This window comes from Mycobacterium sp. E3305 (genome assembly GCF_001666785.1).
In the GTDB taxonomy this organism is placed as follows: domain Bacteria; phylum Actinomycetota; class Actinomycetes; order Mycobacteriales; family Mycobacteriaceae; genus Mycobacterium.
In genome coordinates this window covers 20,552-35,513 of record NZ_LZJA01000304.1, presented here as the reverse complement: position 1 = coordinate 35,513, position 14,962 = coordinate 20,552, and the positions used below count along the sequence as shown (strand labels likewise).

Annotated in this window: 13 protein-coding genes; 5 read left to right on the top strand and 8 right to left on the bottom strand. The window is 69.2% G+C overall.

The window, feature by feature from the left end; genetic code table 11:
• Window positions 1-5: 5 nt before the first annotated feature.
• The 3 genes from glgX (at window position 6) to A5701_RS26340 (ending at window position 4,892) form a co-directional block, all read left to right on the top strand.
• Complete coding sequence (glgX, locus tag A5701_RS26350; protein WP_067761106.1) at window positions 6-2,156, top strand: glycogen debranching protein GlgX; 2,151 nt, start codon at window positions 6-8, stop codon at window positions 2,154-2,156.
• A 122-nt stretch (window positions 2,157-2,278) separates the two neighbouring features.
• On the top strand, window positions 2,279-4,033 hold the full coding sequence (locus A5701_RS26345) for a sensor domain-containing diguanylate cyclase (RefSeq protein WP_067761104.1): 1,755 nt from the start codon (window positions 2,279-2,281) through the stop codon (window positions 4,031-4,033).
• A gap of 91 nt (window positions 4,034-4,124) precedes the next feature.
• Window positions 4,125-4,892, top strand: a complete 768-nt coding sequence (locus A5701_RS26340) for an SDR family oxidoreductase (RefSeq protein ID WP_082969841.1) — start codon at window positions 4,125-4,127, stop codon at window positions 4,890-4,892.
• On the opposite strand, the gene A5701_RS26335 is transcribed toward A5701_RS26340, so the two are convergent.
• The 3 genes from A5701_RS26335 to A5701_RS26325 are packed head-to-tail and all read right to left on the bottom strand — an operon-like array spanning window position 4,889 to window position 7,965.
• Window positions 4,889-5,857, bottom strand: a complete 969-nt coding sequence (locus tag A5701_RS26335; RefSeq protein WP_067761100.1) for an aldo/keto reductase — start codon at window positions 5,855-5,857, stop codon at window positions 4,889-4,891. The genes A5701_RS26340 and A5701_RS26335 overlap by 4 nt on opposite strands.
• Window positions 5,858-5,866: 9 nt before the next feature.
• Window positions 5,867-6,871 carry a sensor domain-containing protein gene (locus A5701_RS26330; RefSeq protein ID WP_067761098.1) on the bottom strand — a complete coding sequence of 335 codons (1,005 nt, stop codon included), beginning with the start codon at window positions 6,869-6,871 and terminating at the stop codon, window positions 5,867-5,869.
• Window positions 6,872-6,924: 53 nt separating this feature from the next.
• Complete coding sequence (locus tag A5701_RS26325; protein ID WP_067761096.1) at window positions 6,925-7,965, bottom strand: hypothetical protein; 1,041 nt, start codon at window positions 7,963-7,965, stop codon at window positions 6,925-6,927.
• A gap of 133 nt (window positions 7,966-8,098) precedes the next feature.
• Between A5701_RS26325 and A5701_RS26320 the strand changes: the two genes are divergently transcribed.
• Both A5701_RS26320 and A5701_RS26315 read left to right on the top strand, forming a co-directional pair.
• A complete protein-coding gene (locus A5701_RS26320; RefSeq protein ID WP_067761092.1) occupies window positions 8,099-8,659 on the top strand; it encodes a hemerythrin domain-containing protein in 561 nt (186 codons plus the stop codon).
• A gap of 74 nt (window positions 8,660-8,733) precedes the next feature.
• Window positions 8,734-9,384: a UdgX family uracil-DNA binding protein gene (locus A5701_RS26315; RefSeq protein WP_067761089.1), complete on the top strand. Its 651-nt coding sequence runs from the start codon at window positions 8,734-8,736 to the stop codon at window positions 9,382-9,384.
• 15 nt (window positions 9,385-9,399) lie between these two features.
• Here A5701_RS26315 and A5701_RS26310 read toward each other — a convergent pair whose 3' ends face one another.
• From A5701_RS26310 to A5701_RS26290, 5 genes are all read right to left on the bottom strand, one after another.
• A complete protein-coding gene (locus A5701_RS26310) occupies window positions 9,400-11,190 on the bottom strand; it encodes a thiamine pyrophosphate-requiring protein (protein WP_067761087.1) in 1,791 nt (596 codons plus the stop codon).
• 392 nt (window positions 11,191-11,582) lie between these two features.
• Window positions 11,583-12,629, bottom strand: coding sequence for a DNA topoisomerase IB (locus A5701_RS26305; protein WP_067761084.1), 1,047 nt, complete (start codon window positions 12,627-12,629; stop codon window positions 11,583-11,585).
• A gap of 107 nt (window positions 12,630-12,736) precedes the next feature.
• Window positions 12,737-13,135, bottom strand: coding sequence for a heme-binding protein (locus tag A5701_RS26300; RefSeq protein WP_067761081.1), 399 nt, complete (start codon window positions 13,133-13,135; stop codon window positions 12,737-12,739).
• 262 nt (window positions 13,136-13,397) lie between these two features.
• Complete coding sequence (locus tag A5701_RS26295) at window positions 13,398-13,814, bottom strand: STAS domain-containing protein (RefSeq protein WP_067761080.1); 417 nt, start codon at window positions 13,812-13,814, stop codon at window positions 13,398-13,400.
• Between the two features lie 234 nt (window positions 13,815-14,048).
• Complete coding sequence (locus A5701_RS26290; RefSeq protein ID WP_067761079.1) at window positions 14,049-14,855, bottom strand: SDR family oxidoreductase; 807 nt, start codon at window positions 14,853-14,855, stop codon at window positions 14,049-14,051.
• Between the last annotated feature and the right edge of the window lie 107 nt (window positions 14,856-14,962).

Sequence of the window (14,962 nt, the reverse complement as noted above, 5' to 3'; positions counted from 1 at the left end):
GCGCCATGACATCCGCAGAAGCCATCGCCCCCACGCCCACCGGAGAGGTGTGGCCGGGCCGCGCCTACCCCCTGGGCGCCACCTACGACGGGGCGGGCACCAATTTCGCCGTCTTCAGCGAAGTCGCGGAGCGGGTGGAGCTGTGCCTGTTCGACGCCGAGGGCACCGAGAGCCGGGTCCCGCTGCCCGAGATCGACGGCTACATCTGGCACGCCTACATCCCCAACATCGAACCCGGCCAGCGCTACGGCTACCGCGTGCACGGCCCGTACGACCCGCCGAACGGCTTGCGGTGCAACCCGAACAAGCTGCTGGTGGACCCGTATTCGAAGGCCATCGACGGATCGTTCGAGTGGAACCAGGCCCTGTTCAGCTACAACTTCGGCGACCCGGACAGCCGCAACGACGACGACTCCGCCGCGTTCATGCCCAAGTCGGTGGTGATCAACCCCTACTTCGACTGGGGCAACGACCGGCCGCCGGACCACCAGTACGCCGACACGGTCATCTACGAGGCGCACGTCAAGGGGCTGACGCAGACCCACCCCGACCTGCCCGAGCAGTTGCGCGGAACCTACGCGGGCGTGGCGCACCCCGTGATCATCGAGCACCTCAAGAGCCTGGGCGTCACCGCGATCGAGCTGATGCCCGTGCACCACTTTGCCAACGACTCCACCCTGGTCGACAAGGGCCTGTCGAATTACTGGGGTTACAACACGATCGGGTTCTTCGCGCCGGACTTCAAGTACTCCAGCTCGACCTCGCCCGGCGGCCAGGTGCAGGAATTCAAGGCCATGGTGCGGGCGCTGCACGAGGCCGGCATCGAGGTGATCCTCGACGTCGTCTACAACCACACGGCCGAGGGCAACCACATGGGCCCGACGCTGTCGATGCGCGGCATCGACAACGCCGCCTACTACCGGCTCGTCGACGACGACAAGCGCTACTACATGGACTACACGGGGACCGGCAACAGCCTCAACGTCGGTCACCCGCACGCCCTGCAGCTGATCATGGACTCGTTGCGCTACTGGGTGACCGAGATGCACGTCGACGGCTTCCGCTTCGACCTCGCGTCGACGCTGGCCCGCGAGTTCTACGACGTCGACCGGCTGGCCACGTTCTTCGAACTGGTGCAACAGGATCCGACGGTCAGCCAGGTCAAGCTGATCGCCGAGCCGTGGGACGTCGGGCCGGGTGGCTACCAGGTGGGCAACTTCCCGCCGCAGTGGACGGAATGGAACGGCAAGTACCGCGACACCGTCCGGGACTTCTGGCGCGGGGAGCCGTCGACCCTCGACGAGTTCGCCTATCGGCTGTCCGGATCGGCCGACCTCTACGAGCACACCGCGCGCCGCCCGGTCGCGTCGATCAACTTCGTCATCGCCCACGACGGGTTCACGCTGCGAGACCTGGTGTCCTACAACGAGAAACACAACGAGGCCAACGGCGAGGGCAACAACGACGGCGAAAGCCACAACCGGTCGTGGAACTGTGGCGCGGAGGGGCCCACCGACGACCCGGGTGTCAACGCGCTGCGCGCCCGCCAGCAGCGCAACTTCCTCACCACGCTGCTCCTGTCGCAGGGCGTGCCGATGATCTGCCACGGCGACGAGCTGGGCCGCACGCAGAACGGAAACAACAACGGGTACTGCCAGGACAACGAGATCACCTGGATCGACTGGTCGAAGGCCGACAACGGCCTGCTGGAGTTCACCCGCGTCGTGTCGGCGCTGCGCGCCAACCATCCGGTCTTCCGCCGGCGCCGGTTCTTCTCCGGCAAGCCGTTGGGCCGCCGCGGCCAGGACGGGCTGCCGGACATCGCCTGGTTCACCCCCGAGGGCACCGAGATGACCGAGGAGGACTGGGGCGCGGGGTTCGCGAAGTCCGTCGCGGTGTTCCTCAACGGGCACGGCATCCCCGACCGCGATGCGCGGGGGCAGCGGGTGCTCGACGACTCCTTTCTGCTCTGCTTCAACGCCCACTACGAGCCGATCGAATTCACGTTGCCGCCAAAGGAATTCGGCGCCGCCTGGCAGCTCGTGGTGTTCACCGGCCCCGACGAGGAGACGCCCGCGGAGGAGGTGCCCGGCGGGGGCACGCTCACCGTGGATGCGCATACGGCCGTGGTGCTGCAGGCCCCCGACGGGGGCTGATCCCGCCCGGGTGGCCGGGGGACCTTTCGCCCATGGATTGATTACCTTGTGCCCTCGGGCATCGGCCGTCGATCCGCGCACACTGTCGGGTGCGCGCCGTTGGGGGAAGGAAGGGGCAGCCGATGGACGGGCGGAGCCCCGAGGCGTGCCTGAACGACGTGGCCTGGTGCCGGCGGATCGCCCTGCTGCTGGTGTTCGCCCTCGCCACGATGACGTGGGTGGGCTGGGCGACGGGTGTTGACCGGCTGACCCGCATCCACCCGACCTGGCCGGAGATGATGCCCTGGACGGGCGCGTGGCTGGCGGGGCTGGGTGCGGCGATTCTGCTCCAGTCGGGTAGCCCCTCGCGGGGGCGCGCGTGGGTCGGGCGAGGACTGGCGCTGGTCGTGGGCGCCCTCGCCGTGATCGTGCTCGCGGAGTACGCCACCGGCAGGCCGTCGTCCGGATTCGACCAGGTGTGGTTCGGTGACGCGGTCCGTGCGTCACGATGGAGCTGGCCGGGGCGGCCGAGCCCGCAGACAGGCGTGTCGGCGCTGTTCCTGGCGGCGGCCACCGGCCTGATCCGAGTGGATCGGGGCACCCGCGTGGTCCGGCCCGCGTGCACCGCCGCCGGCGGGGCCATCCCGTTCGTCACGGTCGGGGCCTACCTCTTCGACGCGCTGGCGCTGGTGGGCACCTCGCCTTCGACCGGCCAGGCACTGATGACGGCGTCGGCGCTGTTGCTGGTCGCCGCGGCGACGGCGCTGGCGCGCCCCGACCGGTTCCCGGTCGCCTGGCTGCTCGCCCGCCCCGACCGGAAGTCGCTGCTTCGGCTGGCCGGCCTGCTCGCCGCGCTGCCGGTCGTCGTCGCGGTATCGCGGCCGATCTTCCTGGGGCTCGGGGTCGGACCGCACGCCGAGTGGACCTTCTCGATCCTGCTGGGCACCCTCGTCGTCGGGGTGATCACCTTCGTGTTCATCCAGAACGAGCAGAAACTGCTGATCGAAAAGGAGCTGGCCAGCACCGAGCGCGCCGAGGCCGAGGCGCGCTACCGCATCCTCGCCGACAACGCGGTGGACATCGTCGTGCTCATCCGGGGTGACGAGATCGTCTGGGTGTCGCCGTCCGTGGAGACGGCGCTGGGCCGGCCGCCGGACGGGTGGATCGGCCCAGGTTTCAACCGCCACATCCACCCGCAGGACATCGAGGCGGTCGGCGCCGCTCTGCGCAGGGTCGCCGCCGGCGAATCGGTCGTGCAACGGTTCCGAATTCGATCCGCCGACGGTCAATACCATTGGGTCGAGAGCCACGGCAAACCATACGTCGACGCCGACGGCAACACCGACGGCATGATCGCCGCGGTGCGCGTCGTCGACGAGCAGGTTGAGGCGGAGCAGCGACTGGAACGGCTCGCCCGGTTCGATACCCTGACCGGCCTGGTGAACCGTGCCGAGGCCCTCGGCCGGCTCGCCGCCGCGCTCGAGGATCCGCAACCGGCGGGGACCTACGTCGGCGTCTTGTTCTGCGACGTAGACCATTTCAAGGAAATCAACGACACCTGGGGACACGGGATCGGGGACTTCGTGCTCGCGACCCTGGCAGCGCGGATTCGGGGAAGCGTTCGCCGCGGCGACACCGTCGGCAGGACCGGGGGCGACGAAATCCTCGCCCTGTTGCCCGGCGTCCGCAACATCGACGAGCTCGCCCGGATAGCCGAGAAGATTCGCTGTCGGGCCGCCGAACCCATCCGCGTGTCCGGCAATTCGATCTCCGCCACTCTAAGCATCGGCGCCACGCTTGCCCTACCCGGCGATACCGTCGACGCGGTCACCGCCCGGGCGGACGCCGCCATGTACCAGGCCAAATTTGGGGAGCGGAACACCGTCGTCCGGAATTAGGCCGCCCAGCCATCGACATGCGCCGGGTGCTATCCGGTAGGTTTTTGCCGACGGCAGCTCGTTACAAGAGAGGGCAAATATGTCAAGGACAGTGGTGGTGGGCGCCTCCAGCGGGCTCGGTCGTTGCATCGGTGTCGGCCTCGCCGAGCGCGGCGATCAGGTCGCGCTGCTGGCCCGGCGCCGCGAGCGCATCGAGGCGGCGGCCAAGGACGCCGGCCCGGGCGCGGTCGCCATCGAATGCGACGTCACCGACGAGGCGTCGTGCCGGTCGGCGATCGCCTCTGCCGCCGACGCCCTCGGCGGCATCGACAACATCGTCTACACCCCGGCCGTCGGCCCGCTGGTCCGCATGGTCGACACCGACGCCGCCACCTGGCGGCGCATCTTCGACACCAACGTGATCGGCGCCGCGCTGGTGACCGCCGCGGCGCTGCCGCACTTGACGGTCTCCGCCGGCAAGGCGGTCTACCTGTCCTCCGACGCGGGCACCTTCGGGCCGCCGTGGCCGGGCCTGGGCGCCTACGGCGTCAGCAAGGCCGCCCTCGAGCGGATGGTGGACGCGTGGCGGGCCGAGCATCCCGACATCGGGTTCACCACCTTCATCGTCGGCGAGTGCCCGGGCGGCGAGGGGGACGCGGCGACGGGCATGAACATCGGCTGGGACATGGACCTCGCCATGAAGGCCGTCCCGCTGTGGGCGTCCCGCGGCTGCATGCCGGGAAAGCTGATGCCCGTCGAGGACCTGATCGACGTGGTGCACACCATCCTGCGGACCAACTCCGCGACCTCGATGCCGGTGGTGGTGGCCCGGGGCGCACCGGCCAGCCCCGCCGCGTTCGCCGACTCCGCGCAGTCCTAGCGGCCCAGCTTCTCGCGAACCAGGTCGGTCAGGAAACGCCCGGCCGAGGTCGGCCGGAAGGCGCGGGCCGCCCCGGTGAGCGCCTCGCGGGCGTCCGGGGGCAGGTCGATGTCGGCGGCGGCGACGTTGAACTCGAGCTGCTCGACGCTGGACGCGCCGGGGATGGCGACGACACCCGGATAACTGATCAGCCAGGCCAGCGCGACCTGGGCCGGCTTGGCACCGACGGTGGTCGCGACGTCGCGAAGCGTCTGCAACAGCGGCTCCACCCGGCGCAGGTTCTCAGTGCCGAACAGCGAGTTCAGCGCCCGGATGCCCCCGGGCCGGTTGTCCAGGCCGTACTTGCCGCCGAGCAGCCCCTGCTCGAGCGGGCTGTAGGCGATAACGATGCGGTTCTCCCGCTCGGCGAAGGGCACCAGGTCCTCCAGCGGCCCGGCGTGGGCCAGCGAGAAGTGCACCTGGTTGCTGACGACCGGCCGACCGAGCGCGGCGTCGGCCTTCCGCCACCGCGCGAGCGAGTAGTTGGAGACGCCGACCGCGCCGATCTTGCCGGCGTCGAGTAGGTCGCGCATGCCCGGCATGATCACCGTGTCCGGAACCAACGGGTTGGATTGGTGAATCTGGTAGAGCGGGATGCGGTCGAGGCCCAGCCGCCGCGCGCTGGCGGCCTCCCGCTGCTTGACCACGGCGGGGAACGGCGCCACCGGCATGATCTTGCTGGCGACGGCGACGCTGGCGCGCTCGTCGCCGAGTGCCTCGCCGAGGATCCGCTCGCTCTTGCCCAGCCCGTAGACCTCGGCGGTGTCGAAGAGCGTCACCCCCAAAGCCAGGGCGCGGCGCACGATCTCGCCCGCGGCGCCGGACGCGTAGCCCTCCCCGTAGCCCCACTCCCGTGACCCGAATTGCCAGGTGCCCAGGCCGATCCGGCTGACCCGGCCCACTCCGTCGACGTCGACATACCTCATAGGCCCACCCTAGCCAGGCAGCTTGCCCAGCACGAAGGTGGCGATGCCCAGGCCGCCCTGCCGCGGCTGAGCGCCGTCCGTCGTGCCGCTGCAGGACACCATCAGGTCGACGACCACGTTGGCCTTGGCCGCGATGACGCGGGCCGAGCGGATCTGCACTCCCCGGGGCGTCAGATCCTGGGTGGTGACGCCGTTGCCGGCGTCGGCGGGTGCGCCGACCGAAAACGTGAGCGACTCCCCGTTGCGGGGTGTGAGCGTCACGGTCGAGCCGCCACATTGGCGCCATCCCGAGAGCAACGCCGCCAGCTGTGCCCGGGCGGCGGCAGGGTCGTGGAAGGCCACGACCGCCTCGATCACCTGGGTGGACTTCAGGAAGCTGCGCGAGTCGCGGAACTCCGCTGCGCGGTATCCGGTGACGGCGGCACCGGCGTAGGCGTCGGGCGTTCCGGGCGCGATGCTGCCCCAGCATTCCGGCCGGTCGATGGCCCCCTCCGCGCTGGATCGGCCCAGGCTGTCCCACGTCTGGCCGGCCTCGAGATTTTGGTCGGACGTGATGTTGCGCAGGGCGTCGGCGCCGGGCAGCAGCGCCGCCAGGGCGTCCGGCGCCACCGGACCAGGGGGCGCCGGGGGTGCCGCGCCGGTAGTGGTGGCGGGCGCGGCGGTCTGGGTGGACGGGGTCGCGCCCAAGGTGGCCCACGCGACGACGGCGACCACGGCGAGCGTCATGAACGCGTACGACAGCGCCAGCCCGACACGGGCGCGGTCCCGGCCGAGCTCCCCGCTGCGGCGGATTTGCGCCAGTCCGGCGTGGCCCAGGACCGCCCCGACGGGCGCGAACACGAACGCGAAAACCAGCGACAGCGTCGCCAGCACGTTGACCGGCGGCCGATAGGGCACCGCGGGCGGGGGCGCCAAGACGGGCGGCGGTTCCACCGGGGACGGCGCGGGCGGAACCCGGCCGAGCGGGTCGTAGGTATAGGGGTTCTGCCAATACGGGTCCTGCGGGTTGGTCACGCCAGCGCCTCCTTACCGGCCAACCTGCCCGAAATGTAGCCGAAGCCCGGGCGTCAGAGGCGCGGCTTGGCGACGCTGACCACGTAGGGCACGTCGGCGAGGGTCAGGTACACCCGGTGGGGCCCGATCGCCATGCCCGACAGGGGCGCGGATTGGGCCGCGGGCGGCAGCCCCGCCCGGTAGCCGATCGCGCGGACCACCGGGATCGTCCCCGCCGGGAAGCCGGTGAAGCTCGCCGTCTCCAGCACCACCACCTCGTGGTCCGTGGCGGCGTAGATCCGGGTGTCGTCGGTGCCCAACTCGCGGATCGGGGACGGCAGCCGGGTGCGGGCCAGCACCGTGAGCCCCTCCCCGCCCCGGCGGGAATCCACGGCGTAGAGCGTGGCGTCGTCGTGGCCGGCCACGTAGCTGCGCGTCACCGCGGTGCCGTCGCCCGCCGACACCGCGACGTCGATCCCCAACGACCCGCGCTCCGCCGGAGGTGACGAAGAGCCTTGGTAATGGCGGATTCCGGACGGCGCATAGGCGTGGTAATCGATCTCGCGGCCGCGATTGGCGCCGTCGATGGTGTCCGCGGGATCGCCGGCGATCCGGGCGGTGGGTAGCTTGCGATCACCGTGCTGATCCACCGGTGTCACCGTCGTTCCGTCCGCCGACAGCGCGAGCAGCGTGCGCAACCCGGCGTCCTCGGACAGATACGCCGGGGCGGGCCCGGCGTCGAAATCGCCGATCTGGCGCAGGCTTTCGAGGTCGACCTCGGCGACCCTGCCGCGCTCGGGCTGCGGCACGAACACGATCCGGTCGTCCCGCTGGCTGATCTGCAGGTTGCGTCCGGCCGCCATGGGCGCCGACAGCCGCGTCCTGGCGTCGCCCGGGCGGTCACCGGCGGTCACCTCGGCCAGCCGGCGGTCGCCGGTGAGCGCGACGAGGGCGTGCGTCCGATACGACCACACCGGCCCGCGCAGGGGCGCGGCGACCGACCACACCACCACGTCGGGCGCGCTTTCCAGCGACGCCCCCGGCGCCGCGCAGCCGGCCGTCACGACCAGCGCGCCCAGGATCCCCGCCCGACTGCGCATTCCGGTAGTCACCATCGTTCTCCTCGTTCGCGACTTGATGAGGAACTACCCACTGGTGCACGGCCGTACCGTTTGGTCGCCGAATTCGTCGGGTAGCCGAACAGGAGCGCGCAACAGCCCGCGCGCGGAACAAAATGGGAAGGACATCATGGCTCAGAGCGCCATCACGTCGCCCACCGATGTGGTCGACTTTCTTGTCAGTCAGCACGAGCAGATCAAATCGTTGTTCGCCGAAACCCTGGCGGCGTCGGGCAAAGAACGCGAAAAGGCGTTCGTCGAACTGCGCCGACTGCTCGCCGTCCACGAAACCGCCGAGGAGGAAATCGTGCACCCGCGGGCCAAGCGGAAGCTTTCCGACGGCGCCGCGGTGGTCGACGAGCGACTGCACGAAGAGCACGAGGCCAAGACGGTCCTGCAGAAGCTGGAGAAGCTCGACGTGGACAGCGCGGAGTTCACCAGCCTGCTGACTCAGCTGCGCGACGCGGTCGTCGCGCACGCCGAGCACGAGGAGCACGACGAATTCTCCAAGCTGGGCCAGGAATTGAGCGGCGACGAGCTCGAGCGGATGGGCCGCGCGGCCAAGCTCGCCGAGGCGATCGCGCCCACCCGGCCGCACGCCGGAGTCGAGTCGCAGGCGGCCAACCTGGCCGCGGGACCGTTCGCGGCGATGCTCGACCGGGCCCGCGACGCCATCGTCGGCAAGGGCTAGCACGACTCGATGGGGCGCCCCCGCACGACCTGGGTGGGGGCGCCCCAGCCCCGTCGGGTAGGCAAGGGAGCACCATGACCGCAACCAAGGCACCGGGGGCCGAGCATTACCTGCCCGAGCAGCGGGGCCTGGATTCGCTTCGGGCCGCGGCCGAATGCTGCCGGGGCTGCCCGCTTTTCGCCGACGCCACCCAGACGGTGTTCGGCCGCGGACATCCCGGCGCACCGATCATGCTGGTGGGCGAGCAGCCGGGCGACCAGGAGGACCGCGCCGGTGAGCCCTTCGTCGGGCCGGCCGGGCGGCTGCTCGCGCGCGCCCTGGAAGACGCCGGCATCGATCCCTCGCTGACGTACGAGACAAACGCGGTCAAGCACTTCAAGTTCACCCGCAAGGGCGGCAAACGGCGGATCCACCAAAAGCCGGGACGCACCGAGGTGGTCGCCTGCCGGCCCTGGCTCATCGCCGAAATCGAGGCGGTGCGGCCGCACGTCGTCGTGTGCCTCGGCGCGACCGCGGCACAATCCTTGCTGGGCACCGACTTTCGGGTCTCCGCCCAGCGCGGCCAGCAGTTGCGGCTGCCCTCCTCCGTCGTCGACGTCGACCCCGAGCCGGCCGTGGTGGCGACGGTGCATCCGTCGGCCGTGCTGCGCGACCGCAGCGATGGACGCGAGGAGGCCTACCGGCTGTTCGTCGACGACCTGCGCAGCGCCGGCTCCAACCTCTGAGCCGGCGAAGCGTCGTCACTTCTTGTGCGGCATGAATTCCTGCGCCTTGGTCTTGAGGCCGACCTTGACGAAGCCGACTCGGTCCTCGTCACCCGAGAGCACCGCCGTGGTGGCGGCCTTGAACTGATCCCAGGTGGCGTGCGGCGGGATCGGGGGCATGTTGGGATCGGTGAACACGTCCAACACGGTGGGGCGGTCCGCCGAAAGCGCGTTGCGCCACGCGTCCCCGAGTTCCTCGGGGTCCTTGATGGCCATCGCGTTCAGGCCCAGGCTCGCGGCGAACGCGGCGAAGTCCACGTCGGGAAGGTTTTGGGACTCGGCGAATTTCGGCGATCCGGCCATTGCGCGCATCTCCCAGGTGACCTGGTTGAGATCGTTGTTGTGCAGGATCGCCACGATCAGCCGCGGATCGCCCCACTCCTGCCAGTAGCGCTTGATCGTGATCAGCTCGGCCATGCCGTTCATCTGCATCGCGCCGTCACCCACGAAAGCGATGACCGGCCGCCGCGGGTGAGCGAACTTCGCGCCGATCGCGTACGGCACGCCGGGGCCCATCGTGGCCAGCGTGCCCGACAGCGAGCCGCGCATGTTGCCGCGGAACTTCAATTGGCGCGCATACCAGTTGGCCGCCGAGCCGGAATCGGCGGTGACGATGGCGTCGTCGGGCAGCATCGGGGACAGCTCGGAGAACATCCGCATCGGGTTAACCGGGTCGGCGCTGACCTTCGCCTCCATCTCCATCGTTTCCCACCAGCGGGACACGTTGGATTCGATGGTCTCGCGCCACTTGCGGTCGTCCTTGCGCCGCAGGTGCGGGATCAGCGCCCGCAGTGCCGACTTCGCGTCCGAAACCAGGTTGACCTCATACGGGTAGCGCATGCCGATGAAGCGGCCGTCGATGTCGATCTGCACCGCGCGGCACTGATCGAACTGCGGCAGGAACTGCGTGTAGGGGAAGCTGGAGCCCACCGTCAGCAGCGTGTCGCAGTCCCGCATCAGCTCGTAGCTCGGCCGTGTCCCCAGCAGTCCGATCGAGCCGGTCACCCAAGGCAATTCGTCGCTCAGCACGTCCTTACCCAGCAACGCCTTGGCCGCGCCGGCCCCCAGTAGGTCGGCGACCTCGATCAGCTCGTCGCGGGCCCCGCTCGCGCCGTTGCCGACCAGCATGGCAACCTTCTTGCCGGCGTTGAGCAGGTCGGCCGCCCGCCGCACCGCCGCGTCTTCGGGGTCGACCGCCGGCCACTCGATGCCAAGGCTGGAGGGCACCATCTTGAACGCGTGCGTGGGCGGCGAATACGGAAGTTCCTGCACATCCGACGGGATGATGATGGCCGTCGGCGCGCGCTGAGCGATCGCCACCCGGATGGCACGATCCAACACATTGGGCAATTGTTCTGGCACGGTGACCATTTGGACGTAGTCGCTCGCGACATCCTTGAACAAGCTCAGCAGGTCGACCTCCTGCTGATAGGAACCGCCCATAGCGCTGCGGTTGGTCTGTCCGACGATGGCCACCACCGGAACGTGGTCGAGCTTGGCGTCGTACAGGCCATTGAGCAGATGGATCGCCCCCGGACCCGAGGTGGCCATGCAGATCCCGACTCGATCGGTGAACTTCGCGTAGCCCACCGCCTCGAATGCGCTCATCTCCTCGTGCCGCGACTGGATGAACATGGGCTTGTTGTCGGCGCGGCCGAATGCGGCGAGGATCCCGTTGATGCCGTCGCCCGGGAAGGCGAAGACGTGCTCAACGCCCCACGCCCGCAGTCGCTCCAGCAGGTAGTCCGAGACCTCTTGCTTAGCCATTGGTGTTCCTCCTAGACAGACGGTTTTCGATGACGATTCGCTAGCTACGCCGGCCGACGCCGAAGCCACGGGGGCGTGCGGTTTGCTGCGAAGGCCCACGGCCGTCCGTTTCGACCGCAGTCAGACGTGAATGGGCAGGCTGAAGCGCTTCCCACACGACGGGCATACCCACGATCGCCGCCGTTATTCGTCGGGTTTCCTGTGAACGCGCCGCCGGTCGGCTTTATTCGGCTAAAAGCCTTGCGGTGCGCCGTTTCCGCCGTAGCCCAAGCCCCCTCTTACGCCATGGTCGGATCGAGCGAGTCGTGGTGTTCAGCACTACGATCGCTCGCCCGCCTTGGCCGCGCCGACTCGTCGCGCCTCACCTGTGCAGGAGCCCGGCCCACGGCGCCTCAGGCGCTCTTCAGCAGCACGGAGGTGCCAGCGCCCTTGGCCACTCGGCGGATCAGCATGCGGGTGGCCTTGTCCAGGATTTCCTGAGCCGCGTCGGGATCGCGCGCGCGCTCGGCGCGGCGGGTCGCCGCGGCGATCGTCAGCCCCTGCTCGTAGCCGGCGACGACGCGGGGATCCACATAAGACCCGCGGGCCACCGCCGGGGTGTTGCCGAGCTCCTCGGCGACCTCCTTCATGACGGCGGACTCGACCCGCTTGGCCACCCGCTGCGAGACGGCCGGATCGGCGTCGGCGAACGCGGTGGCCGCCAGCACCGTTCCGTGCCAGGTGCGCAGGTCCTTGACAGTGAATTCGTTCCCGACCAACTCCTTGAAGCGGGCGTTGAGGTCGTCGGATCGGACATCGAGCCATCCGGTTGCGTTGCGGCACACCAAGAGTCGTTCGGTTCGCTCGGGCCGGCGCATGAGGGCGCGCACCGCCCGGACCACTTCGGGGTCCTCGATTTCCACCGTGCGCCGCACGCCGCTCTTGGCGGGGAAGTCGAAGGCCACCGCGTCGCGCCGGACCTGCACGTGTTCACAGAGCAGGGTGGCCAGCCCGTACGACTCGTTCTCCTCGGCATACTGCTCGCTGCCGGCCCGGAAGTAGCCGCGATCGAGCAGCCGCAACGCCACCGCGAGCACCCGCTTACGCGTTAAGCCGCTGCGCGTCAGGTCTTTTGCGATGGCGGCGCGCCAATGGGGCAGGCGCGTGGACAGTTCCAGGACGCGGTCGAACTTCTCTTCGGCACGTTCCTGTTGCCACGCGGTGTGGTAGAGGTACTGGCGGCGGCCGGCGGCGTCCACGCCGACGGCCTGGATGTGGCCATTGGGATGCGGTGAGATCCACACGTTCTTCCAGGCCGGCGGAATGACCAGATCCTTGATGCGCTGCAGGGTTTCGGGGTCGGACAGCAACTCGCCGTCGGGCCCGTAATAGGCGAAGCCCTTACCCCGGCGCTTACGCGCGATCCCCGGCTTGTTGAGCACACTGCGACGCAGCCGCATCTTTCCCTCCAGTCACGTTGACTGGACAATTACCCGTCACGAGGGCCGTTCACACGTGAAGCGAAACGACCCGCCACAGCGTCGTGGCGGGTCGCTTCGAGCCGGGATCAACCGGCCATGAACTCCTGGTAGGCCGACTCCAGCGTCGGCGGCAGGGCCTTGACGTTGCACTGCCGCTCGGTGTCACCGATCGGTGCCAGGATGCCGCGCAGGTCGAAGTACTCCTGGGGGTGCGCGGTGAAGTAGCCCCGCAGGTTGGACTCGGCCTCCGGCCGCGGCTGGGTGTAGGCGGCCCTGACCACGTCGTTGGCGCCCGGGTGCGCGGCCAGGTACTGCTCAGCCGAGCCCTGCGCCGACGAGACGGTGGCGTTGACCCCGCCGGGGCTGCAGTCGGGCGCTGCGGCCGCCGACGGCGCGCCGACGAGCCCCATGGTGATCCCCCCGAGCAGGCAGCCGGCACCGACGCCGGCCAGCCGCCGGCGCGCGACAATACTGCTGATTTTCATGATGAATGTGTCCTTCGAAATTACGAATTGATTCTTGCCAGAGAGGCTCCCGATCCTCGAAAACCAAAGTAGCGGAATTCAACAGTGGTCGTGATCGCCCGCGAGGAACGGAAAGTGTGCCAACCCCGCGAAGCGGCCACGGAACGCGGGCGTTCACTAAGCGAACAGTCAAATCCGCCCGGCTATGTTGAGAATTCTTAGAAACGGGCCGGCAATTCTTAAGGATTCGTGATCAGGATCGTGACGGAATCGTGACCTGAAATCACCGTCGCTGCGTGCCATTTGCGGAGGCGCGGATCAGTTGGAGCGCCTCGCCGATCGAATCGACCAGGGGCAGGCCGAGTCCGGTCACCAGGCGGGTGAGCCGACGCAGGGCGACACCGCCGATCACGCTGCAGTGCAGCCGGGCGAGCCGGCACTCATCCTGCACGAGCAGCAGCACACGAAGGCCCGCGCTGCCCAGGTAGTCCACGCGGCTGAAGTCCAGGATCAGCGGGGCCCGCAGTCGCACGAAGCGCCGGATCGCCTTGGCGATGAGGTCGGCGTTGGACGCGTCGATTTCGCCGCTGACGCCGAGTACGGTGGCCAGGCCGTGCGCCTGCACGTCCAGTCGCGCCCCGGCGCAATCGATTTCGTAGCAGTGGAGTCGTTGTTCGACTCGGTAGGGTTGAGCAATCATATCGTCGCCCCATCGGATGGGTGAGTGAGGAGCGACCGGTGCCCACGGCCGCTCGCGTGAGGGCAGCTGTGGATTCAACCTGAGGTGACCATAACGCCGTTGCCTCCGTCGGCGCAGGAAAATGACGACGGCCCGCGGTGACCTGGTGTGGTCAGCGCGCTCGACCAGCGCATCCGGCACCGAATGGTCCGCGCACCGTCGGCAACTCTTCGTTTTCTGGCTAAGGACGACCGGTCAGGTCTGGGAGAAATCCGGCCGGTGCAGCGTGGCGCCGTCGCCGTCCCCGTCGGTGCTCGCCGGCGGCACCGTCCGGAGCCAGGTTTCGACGTCGGGCCCGACGACCACCGCGCGCTCGGGGGCGAGCAATGCTCCCGCGGCGAGCGCGGGAAGGGCGGGCTGCACCACCCGCACCGCACGGCCATCGCCTTGCTGGGCAAGGACTTTCGAGGTCAGCTCGGGCAGCCGGATGGCATCGGGACCCGTGATGGTGCGCGGCGTGTGCGTCTGTCCGAGGGCCGCCTCGACGAGGACGTCGGCGACAGTGTCGGCCGCGATGGGCTGTATCAGCCAATCCTCCACGATCACCTCGTTCCCGTCACAAATCACCGGCCCCGCTGGGCCGGTGGCGGATTCATACCACTGGGTCGACTTCACGACCGTGGCCGGGACCGGGCCCTCGAGAAGGATCTCTTTCGCCGCCCGTTTGCCCTCGAAGTAGGGCAGCCCGTCGAACACCGGATCGTCGATGCCGGCCAACGTCGCCACCACCAGACGCTGCACGCCCCGCGCGGAGCAGACACCCATGACGTTGCGGGCGGCCAGCGTCTCGGTGGCAGTGGGGTGACCGTCGTGCGGCTCGGGGTTGGCGACGTCGATCGCGACATCGACTCCTTTGAGCGCCCGGTACAGGCTCTCGCCGTCGAGCACGTCGACGCCGTGGGTGCGGGAAACCTCCACGACCGCGACGCCCCTGGCCCTGAGCCTGGCGACGACGCGCGACCCGGCGGTCCCGGTCGCCCCGATCACGGCGACGGTGGTCAAGAAACCTCACCCGCTTTCGTTGGTGGTCGCTCATTACTACCCACCGGATCGCGTCCCAAACGGTCCAATTTGAAGGTGGAATCGTTCCGCGTGATCGCGCGCACAGC

What these genes read in the sequence shown, in the direction of transcription:
- A5701_RS26325 (WP_067761096.1), bottom strand. Translation starts at nt 7,965, where the DNA reads ATGGTGACTACCGGAATGCGCAGTCGGGCGGGGATCCTGGGCGCGCTG.
- A5701_RS26310 (WP_067761087.1), bottom strand. Translation starts at nt 11,190, where the DNA reads ATGGCTAAGCAAGAGGTCTCGGACTACCTGCTGGAGCGACTGCGGGCG.
- A5701_RS26320 (WP_067761092.1), top strand. Translation starts at nt 8,099, where the DNA reads ATGGCTCAGAGCGCCATCACGTCGCCCACCGATGTGGTCGACTTTCTT.
- A5701_RS26345 (WP_067761104.1), top strand. Translation starts at nt 2,279, where the DNA reads ATGGACGGGCGGAGCCCCGAGGCGTGCCTGAACGACGTGGCCTGGTGC.
- A5701_RS26335 (WP_067761100.1), bottom strand. Translation starts at nt 5,857, where the DNA reads ATGAGGTATGTCGACGTCGACGGAGTGGGCCGGGTCAGCCGGATCGGC.
- A5701_RS26305 (WP_067761084.1), bottom strand. Translation starts at nt 12,629, where the DNA reads ATGCGGCTGCGTCGCAGTGTGCTCAACAAGCCGGGGATCGCGCGTAAG.
- A5701_RS26295 (WP_067761080.1), bottom strand. Translation starts at nt 13,814, where the DNA reads ATGATTGCTCAACCCTACCGAGTCGAACAACGACTCCACTGCTACGAA.
- A5701_RS26315 (WP_067761089.1), top strand. Translation starts at nt 8,734, where the DNA reads ATGACCGCAACCAAGGCACCGGGGGCCGAGCATTACCTGCCCGAGCAG.
- A5701_RS26300 (WP_067761081.1), bottom strand. Translation starts at nt 13,135, where the DNA reads ATGAAAATCAGCAGTATTGTCGCGCGCCGGCGGCTGGCCGGCGTCGGT.
- glgX (WP_067761106.1), top strand. Translation starts at nt 6, where the DNA reads ATGACATCCGCAGAAGCCATCGCCCCCACGCCCACCGGAGAGGTGTGG.